The organism is Janthinobacterium sp. BJB301 (genome assembly GCF_002735685.1).
In the GTDB taxonomy this organism is placed as follows: domain Bacteria; phylum Pseudomonadota; class Gammaproteobacteria; order Burkholderiales; family Burkholderiaceae_D; genus Janthinobacterium; species Janthinobacterium lividum.
In genome coordinates, this window is the sequence record NZ_PDZJ01000002.1 from 1,142,106 (window position 1) to 1,162,615 (window position 20,510).

Annotated in this window: 22 protein-coding genes; 12 read left to right on the plus strand and 10 right to left on the minus strand. The window is 62.3% G+C overall.

All coding sequences use genetic code 11. The features are described 5' to 3' along the window. Positions 1 to 38: 38 nt before the first annotated feature. The 4 genes from grpE to CSQ91_RS18450 form a co-directional block, all read right to left on the minus strand. On the minus strand, positions 39 to 575 hold the full coding sequence (grpE, locus tag CSQ91_RS18435) for a nucleotide exchange factor GrpE (protein ID WP_034788734.1): 537 nt from the start codon (positions 573 to 575) through the stop codon (positions 39 to 41). Positions 576 to 919: 344 nt separating this feature from the next. Then, positions 920 to 2,029 carry a ferrochelatase gene (gene hemH / locus CSQ91_RS18440; RefSeq protein WP_070281706.1) on the minus strand — a complete coding sequence of 370 codons (1,110 nt, stop codon included), beginning with the start codon at positions 2,027 to 2,029 and terminating at the stop codon, positions 920 to 922. Between the two features lie 272 nt (positions 2,030 to 2,301). Beyond that, positions 2,302 to 3,969 (minus strand): DNA repair protein RecN, encoded by a 1,668-nt coding sequence (recN, locus tag CSQ91_RS18445; protein WP_092607376.1) that lies wholly within the window; start codon positions 3,967 to 3,969, stop codon positions 2,302 to 2,304. A 49-nt stretch (positions 3,970 to 4,018) separates the two neighbouring features. Continuing rightward, positions 4,019 to 4,978, minus strand: a complete 960-nt coding sequence (locus CSQ91_RS18450) for an NAD kinase (RefSeq protein WP_225317433.1) — start codon at positions 4,976 to 4,978, stop codon at positions 4,019 to 4,021. Positions 4,979 to 5,234: 256 nt separating this feature from the next. Here CSQ91_RS18450 and CSQ91_RS18455 point away from each other — a divergent pair, with 256 nt between their 5' ends. From CSQ91_RS18455 to gloA, 3 genes are all read left to right on the plus strand, one after another. Beyond that, complete coding sequence (locus tag CSQ91_RS18455) at positions 5,235 to 5,501, plus strand: hypothetical protein (RefSeq protein ID WP_034788743.1); 267 nt, start codon at positions 5,235 to 5,237, stop codon at positions 5,499 to 5,501. Positions 5,502 to 5,607: 106 nt separating this feature from the next. After that, positions 5,608 to 6,030, plus strand: coding sequence for an OsmC family protein (locus CSQ91_RS18460; RefSeq protein WP_034788746.1), 423 nt, complete (start codon positions 5,608 to 5,610; stop codon positions 6,028 to 6,030). Positions 6,031 to 6,154: 124 nt separating this feature from the next. Then, on the plus strand, positions 6,155 to 6,562 hold the full coding sequence (gene gloA, locus CSQ91_RS18465; RefSeq protein ID WP_099389172.1) for a lactoylglutathione lyase: 408 nt from the start codon (positions 6,155 to 6,157) through the stop codon (positions 6,560 to 6,562). Positions 6,563 to 6,566: 4 nt separating this feature from the next. Here gloA and CSQ91_RS18470 read toward each other — a convergent pair whose 3' ends face one another. Then, entirely contained in the window at positions 6,567 to 7,472 is a 906-nt protein-coding gene (locus tag CSQ91_RS18470) for a LysR substrate-binding domain-containing protein (protein ID WP_099389173.1), read from the minus strand. Between the two features lie 91 nt (positions 7,473 to 7,563). On the opposite strand from CSQ91_RS18470, the gene CSQ91_RS18475 reads away from it, so the two are divergent. Continuing rightward, positions 7,564 to 8,031, plus strand: a complete 468-nt coding sequence (locus CSQ91_RS18475; RefSeq protein ID WP_070281708.1) for a DMT family transporter — start codon at positions 7,564 to 7,566, stop codon at positions 8,029 to 8,031. A gap of 75 nt (positions 8,032 to 8,106) precedes the next feature. On the opposite strand, the gene CSQ91_RS18480 is transcribed toward CSQ91_RS18475, so the two are convergent. From CSQ91_RS18480 to CSQ91_RS18495, 4 genes are all read right to left on the minus strand, one after another. Next, positions 8,107 to 9,447 (minus strand): TolC family outer membrane protein, encoded by a 1,341-nt coding sequence (locus CSQ91_RS18480; protein ID WP_099389174.1) that lies wholly within the window; start codon positions 9,445 to 9,447, stop codon positions 8,107 to 8,109. 141 nt (positions 9,448 to 9,588) lie between these two features. After that, a complete protein-coding gene (locus CSQ91_RS18485; RefSeq protein ID WP_034788759.1) occupies positions 9,589 to 9,912 on the minus strand; it encodes a rhodanese-like domain-containing protein in 324 nt (107 codons plus the stop codon). A gap of 13 nt (positions 9,913 to 9,925) precedes the next feature. Further along, positions 9,926 to 10,576 carry a protein-L-isoaspartate O-methyltransferase family protein gene (locus CSQ91_RS18490; protein WP_099389175.1) on the minus strand — a complete coding sequence of 217 codons (651 nt, stop codon included), beginning with the start codon at positions 10,574 to 10,576 and terminating at the stop codon, positions 9,926 to 9,928. Positions 10,577 to 10,745: 169 nt separating this feature from the next. Continuing rightward, positions 10,746 to 11,396: a TetR/AcrR family transcriptional regulator gene (locus CSQ91_RS18495; RefSeq protein ID WP_034788763.1), complete on the minus strand. Its 651-nt coding sequence runs from the start codon at positions 11,394 to 11,396 to the stop codon at positions 10,746 to 10,748. Positions 11,397 to 11,734: 338 nt separating this feature from the next. Between CSQ91_RS18495 and CSQ91_RS18500 the strand changes: the two genes are divergently transcribed. Beyond that, a complete protein-coding gene (locus tag CSQ91_RS18500) occupies positions 11,735 to 12,604 on the plus strand; it encodes a head GIN domain-containing protein (RefSeq protein ID WP_099389176.1) in 870 nt (289 codons plus the stop codon). Positions 12,605 to 12,674: 70 nt separating this feature from the next. Then, entirely contained in the window at positions 12,675 to 12,953 is a 279-nt protein-coding gene (locus CSQ91_RS18505; protein ID WP_099389177.1) for a YkgJ family cysteine cluster protein, read from the plus strand. Positions 12,954 to 12,974: 21 nt separating this feature from the next. Here the strand turns inward: CSQ91_RS18505 and CSQ91_RS18510 are convergent, their stop codons facing one another. Next, the gene (locus tag CSQ91_RS18510; RefSeq protein WP_099389323.1) at positions 12,975 to 13,958 is read right to left on the minus strand and encodes a DUF5655 domain-containing protein; all 984 of its coding nucleotides are present in this window, start codon (positions 13,956 to 13,958) and stop codon (positions 12,975 to 12,977) included. A gap of 229 nt (positions 13,959 to 14,187) precedes the next feature. On the opposite strand from CSQ91_RS18510, the gene CSQ91_RS18515 reads away from it, so the two are divergent. The 6 genes from CSQ91_RS18515 (at position 14,188) to CSQ91_RS18540 (ending at position 20,488) form a co-directional block, all read left to right on the plus strand. Beyond that, positions 14,188 to 14,958 carry a DeoR/GlpR family DNA-binding transcription regulator gene (locus CSQ91_RS18515; RefSeq protein WP_099389178.1) on the plus strand — a complete coding sequence of 257 codons (771 nt, stop codon included), beginning with the start codon at positions 14,188 to 14,190 and terminating at the stop codon, positions 14,956 to 14,958. Positions 14,959 to 14,991: 33 nt separating this feature from the next. Then, positions 14,992 to 16,140 carry an MFS transporter gene (locus tag CSQ91_RS18520; protein WP_099389179.1) on the plus strand — a complete coding sequence of 383 codons (1,149 nt, stop codon included), beginning with the start codon at positions 14,992 to 14,994 and terminating at the stop codon, positions 16,138 to 16,140. A gap of 156 nt (positions 16,141 to 16,296) precedes the next feature. Then, positions 16,297 to 17,142, plus strand: coding sequence for an undecaprenyl-diphosphate phosphatase (locus CSQ91_RS18525; RefSeq protein WP_034785863.1), 846 nt, complete (start codon positions 16,297 to 16,299; stop codon positions 17,140 to 17,142). Positions 17,143 to 17,148: 6 nt separating this feature from the next. Further along, positions 17,149 to 18,972: a DNA helicase RecQ gene (gene recQ, locus CSQ91_RS18530; protein ID WP_099389180.1), complete on the plus strand. Its 1,824-nt coding sequence runs from the start codon at positions 17,149 to 17,151 to the stop codon at positions 18,970 to 18,972. Further along, on the plus strand, positions 18,972 to 19,466 hold the full coding sequence (locus tag CSQ91_RS18535) for a hypothetical protein (RefSeq protein ID WP_099389181.1): 495 nt from the start codon (positions 18,972 to 18,974) through the stop codon (positions 19,464 to 19,466). Before recQ ends, CSQ91_RS18535 begins: the two co-directional genes overlap by 1 nt. A gap of 44 nt (positions 19,467 to 19,510) precedes the next feature. Next, entirely contained in the window at positions 19,511 to 20,488 is a 978-nt protein-coding gene (locus tag CSQ91_RS18540) for a LysR family transcriptional regulator (RefSeq protein ID WP_099389182.1), read from the plus strand. Positions 20,489 to 20,510 lie beyond the last annotated feature (22 nt).

Below are 20,510 nucleotides of genomic sequence, written 5' to 3' on the forward strand. Positions count from 1 at the left end.
CGGCATGGTTTCAAGGCTTGCTTGATGCCGCCCTCTGATTATTTTGCTTGCGCGGTCGTGACAATGGCTGGACGGAGCAGGCGGTCCGCAATCATATAGCCCTTTTGCAGGACTGACACAATGGTATTGGCTTCCTGCTCTGCTGGCACCACGGCAACAGCCTGGTGTTTCATCGGATCGAGCTTCTCGCCCTGCACTGGCAACACTTCCACCAGGCGGTTGCGCTCGAACGCGGCGTTCAGTTGCTTCAGGGTCATCTCGACGCCTTCTTTCAGCGATTCGATGGTCGGTGCTTCCACCGTCAGCGCCGTTTCCAGGCTGTCTTTCACCGGCACCATGGCTTCGGCAAAGCTTTCCACTGCGAATTTATGCGCTTTAGCAACATCTTCCTGCGCGCGGCGGCGGATATTTTCACCATCGGCCTTGGCGCGCATGAAGGCATCGTGCATCTCTGCAAGACGCGCTTCGGTACTCGCCAGCTGCTCTTCCAAAGTAGGCTCTGCGGGAGTCGATGGGGCAGTCGCCGCGGCGTCCGCTTGCGGATTAGGTACAGCTTGGTTTTCCTGATCTTGCATCTGAAAAGCTCCTACAATCAATGACTTAAATGAGTTAGTCTAACTATCTTTACAACACTAACGGGCAGATGGGGCTATATCCTATTGTTTCAAGGGGTATCCGTGGCAAAACCAGGATTACAGCGATCCATGTTACAGCTTATTACAAAACGCCACCCATTTCGGCCAGCGATCCGTGCGCGCGCCCCCTTGATTTTCCAGGCTTCCCATGGCAAAGCGGGCATTCTACCAGCCCCGCCGCGGCCATCGCCACTGGCGGTGTTGCTATTTGGAAAGCCCCTTGGCTGCGCCAGACATGACAAAGCCGCGCAAGCGCGGCTTTTAGATGGCGAAAAATGCAGTTGTCAGTTGGTCGCGCCCAGCGCCAGTGCCGCCGTGCGCGCCTGCTCGCCCGCTTTCCTGTCCGCTTCGCGCTGCGGTACCGTCTTCATCGTCGGCCAGCCAATCATGTGCTGTTCCGCAATTTCCGCCATGCCTGCGATCCAGGCGGGTGTTTCGTTCAAGCAAGCGATGTAGTGAAACTGCTGGCCGCCGGCCGTTTCAAAATCATGCTTGGCTTCCATGGCGATCTCCTCCAGCGTTTCCAGGCAATCGCTGGTAAAGCCGGGACACAGCAGGTCGACGCGCTTGACGCCCTGTTGCGCCAGCGCCACGAGGGTGGGCGCCGTGTACGGCTGCAGCCATTCGGCTTTGCCAAAGCGCGACTGGAAAGTCACCACGTATTGCTCTTTACTTAATTTTAACTTTTCCGCCAGCAGGCGCGCCGTTTTCAGGCATTGGCAGTGGTAGGGATCGCCCAGCAGCAGGGTGCGCTTGGGCACGCCATGAAAACTCATCACCAGTTTTTCCGGACGGCCATGCGCTTCCCAGTGGTTCAGCACTGAGTCGCGCAAGGCGTCGATATACGTGTCGTGCTCGTGATACTGCTTGATAAAGCGCAATTCCGGCACATTGCGCACGTTGGCGTAATGGGCAAACACGGCGTCGTAGATGGAACCCGTCGTCGTGCCCGAGTATTGCGGATAGGCAGGCAGGATGGCGATGCGCTCGCAGCCTTCGCTTTTCAGCCTGGCCAGCACCTCGGGCAAGGAAGGCGAACCGTAGCGCATGGCCATGGCCACCGTCACGCCGTCGTGACCCCGCTCGGCCAGGGCGCCGGCCAGCAACTTGGCTTGCTTTTGCGTATGCACTTTCAGCGGCGAACCTTCGCGCGTCCAGATCGACGCGTATTTCTTGGCCGACTGGCCGGAGCGGAAGGGCAAAATGATCAGGTTCAAAATGAACCACCAGACGATGCGGGGAATCTCCACCACGCGGGGATCCGACAAAAATTGCTTCAGGTAGCGCCGCACGGCCGACGACGTCGGCGCATCGGGCGTGCCCAGGTTGACCAGCACCACGGCGCTGCGGTCGATACTGCCATGCGTGTACGGAGGTTCTGTTTGAAATGACATGAAGGCTCTTCGAAGGCGTTGGATGGATTAGCCGACCATTATAGTTACATTGCGTCAACATCGGGAAAGATGGAAAGGAACGGCATAAGGCTAACTGCTATTCTCGCCAGACCGGTTTACGCTAACAACGCCTAACAAAACCGTAGCGAGCGGCAGCGAGGCTCGGCGCCCCCGTTGGCCCGAGAAGCGGAGCTGTGCGAAGCATGGGGCCGCCGAGGCAGCGAGCATCGCAGGCCGCGACCCACGACGCGCAGTAGGTTTGGTTAGGTGTACTAGATAGCCAGCAACTCGCGTGCATGCTTGCGCGTGGTGGCCGTGATTTCCAGGCCGCCCAGCATGCGCGCCACTTCTTCCACCCTGGCCTTGGCGTCGAGCATGTCGATGCGCGACGCCGTCTTGCCATTGTCCAGGGTGCTTTTTGCCACCTGGAAATGCTGATTCGCCTGGCTGGCCACTTGCGGCAAGTGGGTCACGCACAGCACTTGCCGTCCCTGCCCCAGGCGTTTCAGCAGCCGTCCCACCACTTCGGCGACGGCGCCGCCGATGCCGCTGTCGACCTCGTCGAAGATCAGGGTCGGCGTGGTGGTGGCGTGCGAGGTGATGACGGAGATGGCCAGCGCGATGCGCGCCAGTTCGCCGCCGGACGCGACTTTCGCCAGCGAGCGGGGCGCCGTACCCGCATGACCGGCGACGAGAAACTCCACTTGCTCCAGGCCATGCGCGGCCGGCTCGCACGGGTGCAGAGCGATTTCAAAGCTGCCGCCCGTCATGCTCAGTTCCTGCATGGCACGCGTGACGGCGTGCCCCAGTTCCAGGGCGGCGGCGCGGCGCGTGTCGGACAAGCGCTCGGCCACGCTGCGGTACTCGGCCTCGATCTTCGCTTCCTGGCGCAGCAAGCCTTCGATGTCGGAAGCGTCGGCCAGGTGCTGCAGCTTTTCCGACAGCTTCGCATGTTCCTCGGGTAATTCTTCCGGCGTGACGCGGAATTTGCGGGCCGTGCTGTGCATGGCTTCCATGCGAGCGTCGAGCTGGTGCAGGCGCTCCGGGTCCAGCTCGACCCGGTCCAGGTAATTGTTCAGCGCATACACGGATTCCTGCAGCTGGATGCGCGACGATTCGATCAGGTCGACAATCGGCTGCAATTCCGCGTCGACGGAGACGAGCTTGCCCAGCTTCTGGTTCAGGGCCGACAGTTGCGACACGATCGGGTGGTCTTCCGACTCGGAAATAGTCGACAGGGCTTCCTGCGCCCCTTCCAGCAGGCTGGCCGCATGCGACAGGCGGCTGTGCTCGTTCGTGATGTCCGTCCATTCACCGGGCTTGGCGGCCAGCTTTTCCAGTTCTCCCACTTGCCATTCCAGGCGTTCGCGCTCGTACAGCACGTTGGCGGCGTTGGTTTCGAATTCTTCGCGCTGGCGCACGAGGGCGCGCCAGCGCTTGTGCAGCGCCGCCACTTGCCGCGCATCCTGTTCCGCGCCCGCTTCGCGCGCCGTCGCCTGGCCATCGAGCAAGGCACGCTGCGCTTCGCTTTTCAGCAGGGACTGGTGCGCGTGCTGGCCGTGGATGTCGACCAGCATGTCGCCCAGTTCGCGCAGCTGCGCGGCCGTGGCGGGGATGCCGTTGATATATGCCTTCGAGCGGCCCGCATTGTCGATCACGCGGCGCAACAGGGCGCCGCCATCGTCGTTGGCGAATTCATGCGCCACCAGCCAGGCCTGCGCCACTTCGCTGACGGAGAAATCGGCCGTGATGTCGGCCTTGGCCGCACCTTCGCGCACCACGCTGGCGTCGCCGCGCCCGCCCAGCGCCAGAGTCAGCGCATCGATGAGGATGGACTTGCCGGCGCCCGTCTCGCCCGTCAGCACGCTGAAGCCGGCGGAAAATTCCAGTTCAATGGTATCGACAATGACAAAATCGCGGATGGACAGTGTATGGAGCATGGCTTCTGTGGTTAGGCGGCGCACCGCGGGTTGACGTAGAGAAAACTAGTTAGCTGAGCTTGCCCTCGCCCGACGGGTACTCATTCCAGTGCAACTTTTCACGCAGGGTGTTGTAGTAACTCCACCCTTCCGGATGCAGGAAGGTAATCGTATGCGGCGAACGGCGGATGAGGATGCGGTCTTGCTGCACCAGGCTGGCAAAGGTCTGCATGTCGAAATTGACGCTGATATCGCGCCCGCGCACGATTTCCACGACGATCTGGCTGGAGTCGGGCAGGACGATGGGACGGTTCGACAACGCATGCGGGGCGATCGGCACGAGCACGATGCCGCCCAGGGTCGGGTGCAGCAATGGGCCGCCGGCCGACAGCGAATACGCGGTCGAGCCCGTGGGCGTGGAAATGATCAAGCCATCCGAACGCTGGTTGTACATGAAGTGGCCATCGACCTCGACGCGCAATTCGGCCATGCCGGCACCGGCGCCGCGCGAGACGACGACATCGTTGACGGCCATGCCCACGTGAATCGACTCGCCGTCGCGCAGCACGCTGCCTTCAAGCAAGGTACGGCGTTCGGCCTTGAAGCGGCCACCGAGAATTTGCGCCAGCACGGGCAGCATGCGCTCGAGCGGGATATCGGTCATGAAACCCAAACGTCCTTGATTGATGCCGATCAAGGGTACGTCGAATGGCGCCAGCTGGCGCGCAATGCCCAGCATGGTGCCGTCGCCACCCATGACGATGGCGCAATCGGCGGCGGCGCCGATCTCGGCCGGCGACATGGCGCGCACACCGGGAAACGCCAGGTTCAGATGCGCCGCCGTCTCCGCCTCAAAGACCACCGTGTGGCCCAGCACTTGCAGGAAATCGACGATGCTTTTCACGGGTTCGGCAATGCCATCCGTATTCTGGCGCACGACCAGGGCGATGGTCTTGGCGCCCAGGTTGAAGCGTTCGCCCGGGGCTGGCGAGTGCGCGGCTGGCTGTTCGGCGGGTGTATCGACGGGCATAAGAGTCTCGGTAGTAAATTCGGTGGCAAACCGCCCCAGGCTGTCGCGTCGCACGCCGGCATCGCATGATACTGTATATATGCACAGTATAGTGCGGCTGCCGTGTGCCCGCAAGGGGCGTTCTTGGTGTTGCACGCAGTGTAGCGCAGAAAAAGATTCGTCCATGCGTGCGCCAGCGCTCCCAGCATGGACAAATCCGCTTGCAGGCGGCCTGGCGCGGCGGGACACTGGTTTCACTTTACTGCCAGGAGGCCATATGCATACCCCACCAAGCGAACGCAAGATCAATACCGATGAAAAGGTCAAGAATGACGGCGTCGACCGCCTGCCGCACGAGCGCGACGAGTCCCCCGATGCGCAAAACGCACGCCCGCGCAAAATCATGCAACAGGCGGCCAGCGACCTGGAACAGGGCCTGGTCGATACGGATCGGCGCGCCCAGCCCGGCGTGGAAAAGGTCAAGCCGGCCGAACCGAAACAGGCCCGTCCCGACGCGCAGCTGGAACCAAAGAAGGCGCGCTGAGTCGAACTGTCGTGGGCCGCGCATGCGCCCCCTGTGTGACGCAACGAACGGAAGCGCCAAGCCCTGGCGCGCATGATGGACGCTCGAACCACGCAAGGAGTACATCATGAAAAAAACAGGATCAGCCGTCTGGAGTGGCGGCCTTAAGGATGGCAAAGGGTTTATTTCCACCCAAAGCGGCGCGCTCGACAATGTGGCATATGGCTTCAACACGCGCTTTGAAGACGGTCCCGGCAGCAATCCGGAAGAACTGATCGGCGCGGCCCATGCGGCCTGCTTCACCATGGCCCTGTCCGGTCAACTGGGCGAAGCGGGCCTGCGTGCCACGGCCCTGAAAACCACGGCCGATGTCAGCCTGGAAAAAATCGATGGCAGCTATGCCATCACGGCCGTGCACCTGACCCTGGTGGCCAGCATTCCCGGCGCCACGGAAGAAGCATTCCAGGATGCGGCCCTGCGCGCCAAGCTCGGCTGCCCCGTGTCCAAGTTGCTGGCCACGGAAATCACGCTGGATGCCCATCTGGAGTAAATCCAGCGGCACTAACGTCACCGTCCGCTGCTGTCCTGCACCAGGACAGCTGGGGCGGTCTCGGCAAGAAAGCCGTAAAACGCATAAAATCCTGCCATTCCCCTATCATCATCAAGGATTTACGATGCGTATTTTGCACACCATGTTACGGGTCGGCGACCTGCAGCGCTCCATCGATTTTTACACCAAGGTCCTGGGCATGACATTGCTGCGCACCAGCGACAACCCGGAATACCAGTACACGCTGGCCTTCGTCGGCTATGGCTCGAATCCCGACCACGCGGAACTGGAACTGACGTATAACTATGGCACCACCAGCTATGAGCTGGGCACGGCCTACGGCCACATCGCCATCTCGGCCGACGACATCGTCGCCGCGTGCGACGCGGCACGCGCAAATGGCGGCAACGTCACGCGCGAACCGGGCCCCGTGAAAGGTGGCAACACGGTCATCGCCTTCATCACCGACCCGGACGGCTACAAGATCGAATTGATCGAGCGCAAGTTCAATGGCCAGGGCGGCGGCCTGTAATACCTCAGCCTGGCTCAGCGGCCTGTGCAATGGCCGCGCGCAGCCAGGCGATGCCCGCATCGCCGTCCGTGCGGCGGTGTCGTATCACTTCAAACGCAAACGGCGCGATGGTAAACGGTGCAGCGTACAACGCCAGCCCTTGCGCCGCGCTGCCCTGTAAGGCGCGCCGCGCCACCGTCAGGATCAAGTCCGTTCCCATCACGACGTCCGGTGCGACCGTCCAGTACGGCACACGCACGGCGATGCGGCGCGTCTGTCCCAGCTGGGCCAGGGCCGCGTCGACTTCGGCCGCCATGCCGCCTTCGCTGGACGCCACCAGCACGTGCGGGCGCGCCAGATAGGTTTCCAGGCTCAGCATTTCACCGGCCGCCAGGCTGGCGGGATCGAGCGCGCACACGAACGTTTCCTCAAATAAAATTTCTCTATGGAGCTGCTCGGGCAGTTGCGGGAACACACCGAGCGCCAGGTCGATCTCGCCATCCTGCACGCCGGCCACCACGGCCGGGCGGCTGGCATAGCTGACGGCCAGATCGATGCCGGGCGCTTCCACGCGCAAACGGCGCAACAGGCGGGGTAGGATCAACGCCGCGCCGTAATCCGACATGGCCAGGCGAAACACGCGCTGCGCCGTGGCCGCCTCGAAGACGGCACCGCCCAGCACCGAGCGCACGCTTTGCAAGGCTTCGGCCAGCGGCCGCGCCAATTCCAAAGCCCGCGCCGTCGGCTGGAAGCCGCCCTTGCCGCGCAGCAGCAGCGGATCGCCGAGCAGGTGGCGCAAGCGGGCCAGCGCATGGCTGACGGCAGGCTGGCTCATGTGCAAGCGTTCGGCTGCGCGCGACAAATGGCGCTCGCTCAGCAACGCGTCCAGGATCACCAGCAAGTTCAAATCGACGGCGCGCAGATTATTCATTTGGTGCATAGTTGGATGACAAACTACGAATTGGATTTAATCATCACAGCATAATACGATGCCCCCATCAACTCAACTGTGGGAGTCGCACATGCATGGATGGATTACCGTATTTGCCCCGCTGGCCATGCTGGCCGGCGCCGTCGTCCCCTTCCAGGCGGGCGCGAATGCCGCGCTGGGCCGCAACCTGGGCCACCCGCTGTGGGCCACCCTCGCCTCGCTGGCCGTCAGCGCAGTGCTCGCTTCGCTCGTGATGCTGGTCTGGCGGGTGCCGGCGCCCGATGTCAGCCTCGCCATGCGCGGGCCGGGCTGGTCCTGGCTGGGAGGCGCGGCCGGCGTGTTCTATATTACGGCCGCGCTGATGCTGGCGCCACGCATGGGGTCCGGCCCCTTCATGGCAGCCGTCATCGGCGGGCAAATGCTGGCCGCGCTGGCCATCGACCGCTACGGCTTGCTGGGCTTTGCCGTCAAGCATATTTCGCCGCTGCACTGGGCCGGTGCGGGGCTGGTGGTGGCCGGCGTGATCGTGACGCAAGTCGCCAATACCCGCACCGTGTGAAAACACGTCAAGACGAAAAAAAACCAGCGCCGCTGTCGGTGCTGGTTTTTTTTGAAGTTGACAGCCAGACCGCGCTTACTTGTCGAGCAAGGCATTCACCGGCATCAAATCCGTTTCCTTCAGGGTGCCGGCTGCTGCCTTCAGGCGCAAGCCGTTCATGATGGTGTCGTAGCGGGCTTTCGACAGGTCTTTTTGTGTCGAGAACAATTGTTTCTGCGCATTCAAGACGTCGATATTGATGCGCACGCCCACTTGATAGCCGAGCTGGTTCGACTCCAGCGCCGACTTGCTCGACACTTCCGCCGCTTCCAGCGCCTTGACTTGCGCCAGGCCGCTATTAACGCCGAGGAAGGCCTGGCGCGCGCCTTGCGATGCCGTGCGGCGTGCCGTTTCCAGGTCGTTGCGGGCCTTGTTTTCCAGCGCGATCGATTCGCGCACCTTGCTGGTGACGGCAAAGCCGCTGAAGATCGGGATGCTCCACTGCACGCCGATGGCATTGTTGTTATTGCCGCTGCCATTGCCGCCACCGGAAGTGTAGCTATGGCCCGTGTTGGCGATCAGGTCCAGGGTCGGGTAGTGGCCGGCGCGGTTGCGGCCGATGTCGCGCTTGGCCGATTCCACGTTGAACTGGGCCGTAACGACGCCATAGTTCTGCTCTTCGGCGGATGATACCCACGGCTCGACGACAGCCGGTTCCGGCGCGCTGATGACCACGCCCGTGCGCATCGGCGCCAGATTCGTTGGCGCCTCGCCGATGATGGTTTGCAAGGCGCTGCGCTTGTTGGCCAGGTCATTGATGGCAGCAAACTCCTGCGCCACCACCAGATCGTAGGCCGCCTGCGCTTCGTGCGTGTCGGTAATCGTTTGCGTGCCGACTTCGAAGTTGCGCTTGGCCGATGCCAGCTGCTCCGTCGTGGCGACCTTTTGCGCCTGCGTGGCGCCCAGGTTGTCCTGCGCGCTCAGCACGTCGAAATACGCCTGCGCCACGCGGGTGATCAGGTCTTGCTGGACTTGCGCAAATTGCGCTTCAGCAATCGCTTGCGCCAGCTTGCTTTGCTGATAGGTTTCCCAGCGGTCCCAGCGGAACAGCGGCTGCGCCAGGGTCAGGTTGTAGCTGTTCGTGCGCACGTTCACGGATGGCGAAGTGATCTTGTTGCCGCCATTGTTCTGGACGATCTGTTCCTGATTGCCGCGCGTATTGCTGCCCGAGGCAGAGATTTGCGGCAGCAAGCCTGCCAGCCCCTGCGGAACCCGCTCCATCCCGGCCGACAGGGCCGCCCGCGCGCTCGCATACTGCGCGTCATTGGCCAGCGCCTGCTGGTACACCTGGATGAGATCGGCCGCCTGCGCTTGCAGCGAGTATGTCATCGAGACAAAGGCGCTGGTCATCAGCACGGCGATAAGGGGTTTCCGCATTGCATTTCTCCGTTGGAGTCGTCAAAAGTTGATGGAATCAAAAATCTGCTACCGCTTGCCTTGCGCCCGCCGGGTGAGCGGGGTACAGGCCTCCGCAGGCATGCAGGAAAACATGCCTGGGTGCATCTACTGCAAAATAACTTAGTATTTAGGCATCGCGCTGTCGACTTGCAGCGCCCAGGCATGCACGCCGCCCGTCAAATTACTGATCTTGCCAAAACCATTGCGCTCCAGGAAGGCCGCCACTTGCATGCTGCGCATGCCGTGATGGCAGATGCAGACGATCTCGGCGTCTTCATCGAGGTCATCGATGCGCGCAGGAATGGAGTTCATCTGCATCAGGGTGGCACCGTCGAGGTGGCACAGGTCGAACTCCCACTGTTCCCGCACATCCAGCAAAAACGGCCGCGGGCGGGAAGGGTCAGCCAGCCAGGCGGCCAGCTGCGGTGCACTCAAATGCTCCATCGAATCGGTCGCCTCAGAACTGGAAATGCGACGGTGCCACGGCTTGCAGCGGCGTGACATTGGTTTCAAACAGCTTGCGCGTGTCGTAAGCCTTGTCCGAGCTGCGCGTGATCAGGTGCGCCGACATGATCGGCGCTTCACCGATGATGGCCAGGATGCGGCCGCCGACTTTCACTTGTTGCAACAGTGCTTCCGGCAACACGGCCAGGGCGCCGGACACGACGATCACGTCATACGGTGCGCCCTTGCTCCAGCCTTGCGCGCCGTCGCCCAGTTCCACGGTGACGTTCGTCACGCCGTTGGCGGCCAGGGTCTGTTCGGCCAGGGTTTTCAATTGGGGAACGATTTCCACGCTCGTCACATGACGCGCCTTGTGCGCCAGCAAAGCCGCCATGTAGCCGCTGCCGGTGCCGATTTCCAGCACATTTTCATGCTTTTTGACGGCTACGTCTTGCAAAATGCGCGCTTCCAGCTTCGGCGTCAACATGCATTCGCCGCCGCCCAGTGGGATTTCGGTATCGACGAAGGCCAGGTTTTTATAGGTGGCCGGCACGAAATCTTCACGCTTGACCACATTCAACAGCTCCAATACGTCGATATCCAGTACGTCCCATGGACGGATCTGCTGTTCGATCATATTGAAGCGGGCTTGTTCGATATTCATCTTTGGACTCGGTAAGTGAAGTAATAATCCGCCATTTTATCGTTGAACTGGCTGAAAGCACATGTTAACCATAAAGACGGGGAATGGAGGAAATTTGCGACGATCTGCAGATTTGAGGGGGCGAACCTTGGAAAAGGGGCAACTGAACGGTAGAGGCAAGCTCGGCATGTCAACTTTTCCCGGGCGCCTCCACCTGCAGACTGCGCAAGCTCATGTCGATAAAGGCATCCATATAGGCGATCGGGTCGATGTTCTTGACCTCGCACGGCAGGAAGGAATGCGTCCACATCATCAGCATGGTGACGGGCGCGCTGAGGATGGTACTGACCAGCACGGGATCGACCTGGCGGAATTCGCCCCGCTGCATGCCCCGTTCCAGCAGGCTGACGATCAGCCCATTGCCGCGCGTAACGACTTCTTCGTTGTAAAACTGCGCCAGTTCCGGGAAATTGTTCGCTTCGGCCAGCATCAGCTTGGTCAAACCGGCCAGCTTGGTGGCGCCGAACTCTTCCCACCACTGCATCATCACCTTGCGCAACAACTCGGCGCTGCTGCTGTCCGAGGCGGCCATGCTGTCTTCCGCCTCGCCGATCGACTGCACAATATTGTCGCGCACCACGGCCTTGAACAGCTCTTGCTTGTTCTCAAAGTACAGGTACAGCGTGCCTTTCGACACGCCGGCCCGCTTGGCCACATCCTCCAGGCGCGTCGATGCGAAGCCCCGTTCGACAAACAGGTCGAGGGCGGCGGCGAGCAGTTCCTGCGGGCGGGCATCCTTGCGCCGCTCCCAGCGGGGCTTGGTATCAATCGGGGCTTGCATGTGTCTTTCCAAGTAACTTACTTTTGAGTCATTAATGGTAGACCGGTCTACCGTCAAGGTCAAGCGCTGGCCGTACCACCACGCAAGACACTTGGCCAGGCTGCCAACTCCCCGTATTGTACCCTCCGCGCCAGGGTCGGCGGCACCGCCCTTTGCCGCCCTGACCTTCGGTAACGGGTGAGCCAGAATGCGTTTCAGCCCCCATTTTGCGCAGTTCATCGCATTTCCCTTCAAGCCACCGTGCCGCCTTGCTATCTTCTCATCGACAGCACGGCAGCCGCGGCGCGGCAGCCGGCTTTTTTCTTGTCCTGAACTAAAACAATCATAAAGGAAACACCATGCGTACCTTGCTGGCCCTGTGCTGTGCCGTTGTCCTCGGCGGTTGCGCCATCGTCATCAACCCCAACGACGGCGAAGTGCGCTATGCCGAATCGGGCGGCAATGCCATCCAGGGCAACGGGCAAGTGAGCCGCGACGTGCGCCAGGTCGGCAACATCAACGCGCTCGACATCGACAACATGAAGCGCATCGATATCAAGATCGACGTGCGCGTCGGCCCGGCGGCATCGCTGGTGATCGAAGCGGACAACAATCTGCAACCGTTGATCCACAGCGACGTGAACGGCAATACCCTGCGCATCTGGAGCGATACAAATATTCGCAGCAGCAATGGCATCCACGTCATCTATACGACGCCACAATTGAAGAAGATCAACATCTCCGGCTCGGGCCGCCTGGTGGTCAGCGGCCTCAATGGCGACGATTTCAGCCTGGAGCAGCGCGGTTCGATGAAAAGCGAACTGTCGGGTAGCGTGGGACGCTTCGACGTGGCCAACAATGGTTCCGGCAGCATCAACGCGGCGGCCCTCGCCAGCGGCAATACGGACGCGGTACAGAACGCTTCGGGCAGCATCCAGGTGGGCAACGTGCGCGGCGAACGCATCAACGTGGCCGTCAATGGCTCGGGCAGCATCAGCGCCAGCGGCATCGTGCAGCGTCTCGATGCCAACGTGAATGGCTCGGGCGATATCAACCTGGCGTCGCTGCGCAGCGACGTTGCCTATCTGGCGAGCAACGGTTCCGGCGACATCGACGTCACCGTCCAGCATGAAGTCAATGCCCGCGCCAGCGGTTCCGGCCGCATCACCGTGCATGGCGACCCTGCCCGCCGCACCCTGTCGGGCAAGCGCGTCAGCATCGTGCGCTAATCGCGCCCTGGCGACGCATGGGAGCCGGCTTGCTATACTGTCGGCTCCTCACCCGCCCGTCTGAAATCCCATGTCACCATCTGCCACCCTGGCATGCCGCCCCTCCTGTGGCGCCTGCTGCACCGCACCGTCCATCACCAGCCCGATTCCCGGCATGCCGGATGGAAAACCGGCGGGCGTGCGCTGCATCCAGCTGGCTGACGACAACCGTTGCAATATTTTTGGCCAGCCGGAGCGGCCCGCCTTTTGCGGCGGCTTGCAGCCATCGGCAGACATGTGCGGCAGCAGCCGCGAACATGCCATCCGTTGGTTGGCCGAGCTGGAACAGGCAACAGCACCGCACAACTGATAGAGGCATAGGCCCCATTGACTACGTTTTCACGCTACTCCGACCTGCATACGCGGCAAAAATGTACGGCTTTGCAGCATCCAGTTCCGCGAGCGTGCTGATGTTGATCTCCAGGTTACCCGTCCCCCAATGCCCGATGGCGCTCACGTCACGCGCTTTTGGCAAGACGTGCAATACGGGCGCCGGGTCGATGTGCAAATAGAGCACGAGGCACTGCTTCTTGTGTATCACCACCGTCGCAAAGTTTTTCAGCCGTTTGAAAGCCAAGTACAGGCGCAGCTCCTTACGCTCAACGTCATCCCCCAACGACATCGTGTAATCCTCTAGCGAGGCCAGCAACTGACGCATGGACTCCGACAGACCTGCCAGGATTTCCACAAATGCCCTGTCTGGTCCCGTCGGCTTGTGCGTACCCCCATCTGCGAGCCCGGCCGCCATTGTTTCCAGGCTGGCTAACACCGATGTCTGCCGCTTGGCGGGGCCTTTCTTTGTTGCGGGATCCATGCCGGCGCTTGCGGACTCAAGAAGAAGCAGATCCTCTGCAAATCGGCGATAGCGAATAAGTTCGATCGTCCGGCCTATTTGCTGGACGGCATGGCTATCAAACTTGGTAAAGTCGGCCGCAATGCAAATCACCCGCGGCGCGCTCCAATCGATGGCCTCCGATGCCTGCTTGCCTAGCTTGTCGAGGACCAGCAGTTTAAAGTCTGCCTGATGGTCCATCAGCCAATCCAGGTAGTACAAACCTTGATTGATCACGTTTTCACCAACCGACCGTTTGTACTCAAGAATGACCGGGCAATTGTTCTCATCCAATCCAAGGGAATCGATGCGGCCAGCATGCGTCTTTCCGGTCGAATACTCGCTCGCCAGAAAACGGATGCTCAGTAAAGTATCGAGGTTTGCCTCAATCAAGGTTTGCAACGGTTTTTCCAGGTCCGATGCGCTACCTTGCAGTTCCTGGGCTTGGCCATGGGCCAACTTGAAAAGTTTAATGTCGCTCATCCGCCTGTTTCCCTTATTCCTCGGCAAGCAAACACCAAGGTGCATCACGATATCGGCGATGAGCATAAACGTAAATTTATCTTTCTTGCAAATTCATTTGTGACAGGACTGCCGTGGGCAGTCCCTGCCTGCTCCTATCCTGAGCACGATGCCTGCAGCAAGTAAACATTGACGTACTTTGCACGTTTACGTATATTCATGCACATTCCTGCACGTTTATAAGTTCAACATGTCCGCCACCCTGCTCCTCAAACAACGCCACGCACTGATCCAGCGACAATTGCACGCCGATGGCAGGGTGCTGGCGCTGGACCTGGCGCGCCAGCTCGACGTTTCCGAAGATACGATACGGCGCGACTTGCGCGAGATGGCAGCGGCCGGCCTGTGCCAGCGCGTGTATGGCGGCGCCCTGCCGCTGGCGCCCGATGGCGGCACCTTGAGCCAGCGCAAGCAGGAAGCGCCCGAGCGCAAGGCGCGCCTGGCACAGGCCGCCGTGTCCCTCGTGCGCGCGGGACAGGTGCTGTTTCTCGATGCGGGCTCGACCAACCTGGCCATCGCCAGCGCGTTGCCAGAGTTGGCGCTCACTGTCGTCACCAATGCGCCAGCCATTGCCATGGCCCTGATGGAACGCCCGGAAATCGAACTCATCATGGCTGGCGGCAGGGTCGACCGCCGCGCCGGCGCCAGCCTGGGGCCACAGGCCTTGCGCACCGTCGAGCGCATGCATCCCGACCTGTGTTTCCTCGGCGCTTGCGGCGCCGACGCGGACGCGGGCGTGACGGCGTTCAACTACGACGAGGCCGAGTTCAAGCGCAGCATTGCCGGCGCCAGCAAGGCGGTGGTGGTGGCCCTCACCAGCGACAAGCTGGGCACCGCCGCGCCCTTCGGTGTGCTGGCCACGGGCTTGCTGCAGCACCTGGTGCTGGAAGCCGATGCCGACGCTGCCCACGTGGCCGCCTTTGAACGGCTGGGCGTGCAAGTGCTGCGCGCCCGCGCCTGATTTTATCCACCTCGACCTTTGAAAAGTTCCATCATGCATCTCACCGGCACCCTGCAACAACGCGCCACGCGCCTGGTCTTCTTCGCCGCCGGCCTCGGCATGGCCGCCTGGGCCCCGCTGGTTCCCTACGCCAAGTCGCGCCTGGGCCTCGATGAAGCCACCCTCGGCATTTTGCTGCTGTGCCTGGGTGCCGGCTCACTGTGCGCGATGCCGTTTACGGGCATGCTCACCAGCCGCTTTGGCTGCCGCAAGGTCATCGTTGGCTCCGGCCTGCTGCTGACCGCCGTGCTGCCCGGCCTGGCGCTGGCGGCCACGCCGCTGCAGCTGGGCCTGGTGCTGCTGGTATTCGGCGCGGCCATGGGCACGTTTGACGTGGCCATCAACATCCAGGCCGTGATCATCGAAAAAGCCAACGGTGGCGCCATGATGTCGGGCTTTCATGCCCTGTTCAGCGTGGGCGGCTTCGCCGGCGCGGCCTGCATGGCCCTGCTGCTGTGGCTGGGCCTGACGCCGGCCTGGTCCTGCGTGGTGGTGATGCTGCTGCTGTGCGGCGTGCTGGGCGCGGCGCAAGGCCATCTGCTGCCGACGGCGTCCGCCTCCGGCGAAAAGACGCCGCTGTTCGTCATGCCGCATGGCGCCGTCATTTTCATCGGCTTGCTGTGCTTTATCGTCTTCCTGGCCGAAGGCGCCATCCTCGATTGGAGCGCCCTGTTCCTCACCACCACGCGCGGCGTGGAAGAAGCCAAGGGCGGCCTCGGCTACGCCGCCTTCGCCATCGCCATGACGGTGGGTCGGTTTACGGGCGACAAGGTGGTCAGCCGCTTTGGCGGCAAGCGGGTGCTTACTTTCGGCGGCCTGTGCGCAGCCGCAGGCTTCTTCCTGGCCGTGCTGGCGCCGCACGCCGGCCTGGCCATGCTCGGCTTCGTGCTGATCGGCCTGGGCGCGGCGAACATCGTGCCCATCCTGTTCACGGCGGCGGGCCAGCAGCACGCCATGCCGGCCAGCCTGGCGGTGGCGGCCATCACCACCATCGGTTACGCGGGCATCCTGGCCGGCCCGGCCGTCATCGGTTTCGTGGCGCACGCCACCAGCCTGAATATCGCCTTCGCCATGCTGGGCGCCGCCCTGCTGCTGGTGGCGGCCAGCGCGCGCCTGGTGGCGCCGGCAAAACAGGCTGCCTGAACCCTCCCCTTGCCTGGCGGGCAGCGGCAAAAAACCGCTGCCCGCCAGCGCCCAAATCGGCTCGACGGGCCTCCGGCATGGTAAGCTTCGACCCCGCGCACATTGCTGGCGCCACGCGGTCACCCCATCCTGCCACTTATACCCGTTTATACATCTATGGATCTCATTCTTGCGTTAAAAGCCATCATCATGGGGCTGGTCGAAGGTTTTACCGAATTCTTGCCGATTTCGTCCACGGGACATCTGATCCTGGCCGGCAGCCTGCTCGACTTTACCAAGGATGTATCGAAAGAAGTCATGGATGTCTTCGAGATCGCCATCCAGGCCGGCGCCATCCTGGCCGTGTGCTGGGAATACCGCCAGCGCATCGGCAGCGTGCTGACCACCTTCGGCAGCGAAGCGAAGTCGCGCAAGTTCGTGCTGAACGTGGCCATCGCCTTCCTGCCCCTGGCCATCATCGGCCTGGCCATCGGCAAGATGATCAAGCACGCGCTGTTCAAGCCAGTACCGGTCGCCATGGCATTCATCATCGGCGGCATCGTAATTTTGCTGGTGGAGCGCCGCGCGCGCACCAATCCCGTCACCGTGCGCGTCAACTCGGTCGATGAAATGACGCCGTTCGACGCCTTGAAAGTGGGCTGCGCGCAGGCGTTCGCGCTGATCCCCGGCACCAGCCGTTCCGGCTCGACCATCATCGGCGGCATGCTGCTGGGCCTGTCGCGCAAGACGGCCACCGAATTCTCGTTCTTCCTGGCCATCCCGACCCTGCTGGCGGCCACCTTCTACTCGCTGTATAAAGCGCGCGACATCCTGTCGGCCACCGACGTGCCCCTGTTCGGCCTGGGCACCGTGTCCGCCTTCATCTCCGCCTTCCTGTGCGTGCGCTGGCTGCTGCGCTATATCAGCTCGCACGACTTCACGTTTTTTGCCTGGTACCGCATTGTGTTCGGCTTGCTGGTGTTGGCCAGCGCCCACTACGGCTGGGTTGTTTGGGCAGAATAAGGCACTATGAATCAAGATCTTAATCAGCGCGCGCTGCACCTGCTGCAAACCGTTTTCGGCTACCCGGCCTTCCGCGGCCAGCAAGCCGACATCGTCGACCACGTCAGCCACGGCGGCGACGCGCTGGTACTGATGCCCACCGGCGGCGGCAAGTCGCTGTGCTACCAGATTCCCGCCCTGCTGCGCGACGGCGTCGGCGTCGTCGTCTCGCCGCTGATCGCACTGATGCAGGACCAGGTGGATGCGCTGGAAGAAGTCGGCGTGCGCGCCGCCTTCCTCAATTCCACGCAGACCTACGAAGAAGCGAGCCGCATCGAGCGCCTGGTGCGCACGGGCGGCATCGACGTCGTCTACGTGGCGCCCGAGCGCCTGATGACGCAGCGCTGCCTGGACCTGTTCCAGGCCTCGAAGATCTCCCTGTTCGCCATCGACGAGGCGCATTGCGTGGCCCAGTGGGGCCACGACTTCCGCCCCGAATACATCAAGCTGTCGGTGCTGCACGAGCAGTTCCCGGACGTGCCGCGCATCGCGCTCACGGCCACGGCCGACCCGCAGACGCGCGCCGAGATCGCCCTGCGTTTGCAGCTGGAGGACGCGCGCCAGTTCGTCTCGTCCTTCGACCGTCCGAACATCCGCTACCAGATCGTGGAAAAAGCGAATGGCCGCAAGCAGCTGCTCGACTTCATCAACACGGAACACGCGGGCGACTGCGGCATCGTCTACTGCCTGTCGCGTAAAAAAGTCGAGGAAACGGCGGAATTTCTGAACCAGAGCGGCATCCGCGCCCTGCCGTATCACGCCGGCATGGAGTACGCCAAGCGCAGCGCCAACCAGGCGCGCTTCCTGCGCGAAGAAAACATCGTCATGGTCGCCACCATCGCCTTCGGCATGGGTATCGACAAGCCCGACGTGCGCTTCGTGGCGCATCTGGATCTGCCGAAAAGCATCGAAGGCTATTACCAGGAAACAGGCCGCGCGGGCCGCGACGGCATGGCCGCCAACGCCTGGATGGCGTACGGCTTGCAGGACGTGGTGCTGCAGCGGCGCATGATCGACGAATCCGAGGCGGACGACACCTTCAAGCGCGTGCTGGGCGTCAAACTCGACGCCATGCTGGGCCTGTGCGAAACGCTGAGCTGCCGCCGCATGCGCTTGCTCGAATACTTCGGCGAACCGGCTTCGCCGTGCGGCAATTGCGACACGTGTCTGGTGCCGCCCGTGTCCTTCGACGGCACGGTGCCCGTGCAAAAACTGCTGTCGGCCATCTACCGCGTCGACCAGCGCTTCGCCGGCGGCCACGTGATCGACGTGCTGCGCGGCGTGGAATCGGAACGCATCAAGACCTGGCACCACGATGCACTGTCCGTCTTCGGCATCGGCTCGGACCTGGGCGAGGCGGAGTGGAAAGCTATCCTGCGCCAGGCCATCGCGCTGGGCCTCGTCTCGGTCGACCATGAACAATACAGCTCGCTGAAACTGACGGACGCCTCGCGCCCCGTGCTCAAGGGCGGCCAGAAGGTGCAGCTGCGCCAGTACCAGAAACCGGTGAAAACCAGCAAGCGCAGCACCAGCGTGGCGAAGGGTTATGTCGAGACGGACCTGTCCACCAGCGAGCAGGCGATTTTCGACAAGCTGCGCTGGTGGCGCGTGGAGACGGCGCGCACGCACAACGTGCCGGCCTACGTGATTTTTGTCGACGCCACCCTGCGCGAAATCGCCAAGGCCAAACCCACCTCGCTGGAACAGATGCGCGGCGTGAGCGGCGTGGGCGAGAAAAAACTGGCCTCGTATGGCGACGAAATCGTCGCCATGATCCTGGAGATGATTTGATGCAAGATTTGATGGAAGCACTCTCGTCCGACCTGATCTATCAGGCCGTGAAAATTCTCGGCGCCCAGCCCGACGCCGAAGACGCGGTGGAAGCGCAAGTACGGTTACTGGTGCAGGACGATCTCACCGTGCGCCGCCTGGCCGACGTGGTGCCGGAAGCCTTCGGCCTGGTGCTGGTGTCGCACCTGCCCGGCGCCGACAACATGACCCTGCCCGATACCTTCTGCGCGCAGGACGAGGACGGCGAGTGGGTGGAGTTCCCCCTGCGCCGCGAGCCGATCTTTGTCGTCGCCGCGGATATCGCCCAGCATACCTTCCACAACGGCCCGCGCGCGCTGATACAAAACCTGGCCAGCCGCAGCTCCTTGCTGTCGGCCATCAACAAGGCGTTGAATGCGGGCGGCTCGCTCGAAGGCACGACCCTGGGCCCGCCGTCCTTCTTCGGCCTGCCCGCCGCCCTCTATCAGCCGGCGGCATCGCCCGATACGCCCTGACCACCACACTTTGCCCTTGTCCTTGATAAGAGAACGCTGCCGCGATGGAAACCAAATGGCTGGAAGACTTCATCTCGCTCGCTGAAACGCATAATTTCAGCCGTTCCGCGGCCCTGCGCCACGTCACCCAGCCGGCCTTTTCGCGGCGCATCCAGTCGCTGGAAAACTGGCTCGGCATCGACCTGGTCGACCGCACCTCGTATCCCACGCGACTGACGCCGGCCGGCGCCGTATTCTACGAGCAGGCGCTGGAAATGCTGGGACAGATCAACGGCGTGCGCGCCCTGTTGCGCGGCAAGCGTGCGGCTACGCAAACGAGCGTCGATTTCGCCGTGCCCCACACCTTGTCGCTGACCTTCATGCCGAAATGGCTGACGGCACTGGAAGAAGGTTTTGCGCCGATCAACAGCCGCCTGATGGCGCTGAACGTGCACGACGCCGTGCTGCAACTGGTCGATGGCGGCTGCGACCTGCTGCTGTGCTATCACCATCCGCGCCAGCCGGTGCAGCTGGACCCGGGCCGCTACGACATGCTGGTGATGGGCCGCGAAACCCTGCGCGCGTATGCGCGCTGCGGCCAGGACAAGGTGCCTGACTTCGTCCTGCCCGGCAGCGCCAAGGAGCCGCTGCCCTTCCTCTCCTACACCAGCAACGCCTACCTGGGACGCATGGTGGAATTGCTGGTGGCAGACGCCAAGGCGCCCCTGTTCCTGGAAACCTGCTATGAAACGGACATGGCCGAAGGCTTGAAAATGATGGCGCTGGAAGGCCGCGGCATCGCCTTCCTGCCCGAGTCGGCCGTCATGCGCGACGTCAAGTACAAGCACCTGGCGCGCGCCGATGGCGGCGCGCCAGGCTGGGAAATCGAGCTGGAAATCCGTTTGTACCGCGAACGCCCATCGAGCCTGCGTCCCGGCAAGCAGATCGTCGAAAGCCTGTGGCAATACCTGGTGCAGTCGCAGGATGGCAAGGCGCGCAGCGGCAAGCGCCGCAAACGCGCCACCGAGGCCACCCAGTCCTGACTGGCAATCCTGGCAACACAAC

Bases quoted from the DNA above. Each gene is read 5' to 3' on its own strand.
- grpE (WP_034788734.1), bottom strand. From the start codon at position 575: ATGCAAGATCAGGAAAACCAAGCTGTACCTAATCCGCAAGCGGACGCC.
- hemH (WP_070281706.1), bottom strand. From the start codon at position 2,029: ATGTCATTTCAAACAGAACCTCCGTACACGCATGGCAGTATCGACCGC.
- recN (WP_092607376.1), bottom strand. From the start codon at position 3,969: ATGCTCCATACACTGTCCATCCGCGATTTTGTCATTGTCGATACCATT.
- CSQ91_RS18450 (WP_225317433.1), bottom strand. From the start codon at position 4,978: ATGCCCGTCGATACACCCGCCGAACAGCCAGCCGCGCACTCGCCAGCC.
- CSQ91_RS18455 (WP_034788743.1), top strand. From the start codon at position 5,235: ATGCATACCCCACCAAGCGAACGCAAGATCAATACCGATGAAAAGGTC.
- CSQ91_RS18460 (WP_034788746.1), top strand. From the start codon at position 5,608: ATGAAAAAAACAGGATCAGCCGTCTGGAGTGGCGGCCTTAAGGATGGC.
- gloA (WP_099389172.1), top strand. From the start codon at position 6,155: ATGCGTATTTTGCACACCATGTTACGGGTCGGCGACCTGCAGCGCTCC.
- CSQ91_RS18470 (WP_099389173.1), bottom strand. From the start codon at position 7,472: ATGAATAATCTGCGCGCCGTCGATTTGAACTTGCTGGTGATCCTGGAC.
- CSQ91_RS18475 (WP_070281708.1), top strand. From the start codon at position 7,564: ATGCATGGATGGATTACCGTATTTGCCCCGCTGGCCATGCTGGCCGGC.
- CSQ91_RS18480 (WP_099389174.1), bottom strand. From the start codon at position 9,447: ATGCGGAAACCCCTTATCGCCGTGCTGATGACCAGCGCCTTTGTCTCG.
- CSQ91_RS18485 (WP_034788759.1), bottom strand. From the start codon at position 9,912: ATGGAGCATTTGAGTGCACCGCAGCTGGCCGCCTGGCTGGCTGACCCT.
- CSQ91_RS18490 (WP_099389175.1), bottom strand. From the start codon at position 10,576: ATGAATATCGAACAAGCCCGCTTCAATATGATCGAACAGCAGATCCGT.
- CSQ91_RS18495 (WP_034788763.1), bottom strand. From the start codon at position 11,396: ATGCAAGCCCCGATTGATACCAAGCCCCGCTGGGAGCGGCGCAAGGAT.
- CSQ91_RS18500 (WP_099389176.1), top strand. From the start codon at position 11,735: ATGCGTACCTTGCTGGCCCTGTGCTGTGCCGTTGTCCTCGGCGGTTGC.
- CSQ91_RS18505 (WP_099389177.1), top strand. From the start codon at position 12,675: ATGTCACCATCTGCCACCCTGGCATGCCGCCCCTCCTGTGGCGCCTGC.
- CSQ91_RS18510 (WP_099389323.1), bottom strand. From the start codon at position 13,958: ATGAGCGACATTAAACTTTTCAAGTTGGCCCATGGCCAAGCCCAGGAA.
- CSQ91_RS18515 (WP_099389178.1), top strand. From the start codon at position 14,188: ATGTCCGCCACCCTGCTCCTCAAACAACGCCACGCACTGATCCAGCGA.
- CSQ91_RS18520 (WP_099389179.1), top strand. From the start codon at position 14,992: ATGCATCTCACCGGCACCCTGCAACAACGCGCCACGCGCCTGGTCTTC.
- CSQ91_RS18525 (WP_034785863.1), top strand. From the start codon at position 16,297: ATGGATCTCATTCTTGCGTTAAAAGCCATCATCATGGGGCTGGTCGAA.
- recQ (WP_099389180.1), top strand. From the start codon at position 17,149: ATGAATCAAGATCTTAATCAGCGCGCGCTGCACCTGCTGCAAACCGTT.
- CSQ91_RS18535 (WP_099389181.1), top strand. From the start codon at position 18,972: ATGCAAGATTTGATGGAAGCACTCTCGTCCGACCTGATCTATCAGGCC.
- CSQ91_RS18540 (WP_099389182.1), top strand. From the start codon at position 19,511: ATGGAAACCAAATGGCTGGAAGACTTCATCTCGCTCGCTGAAACGCAT.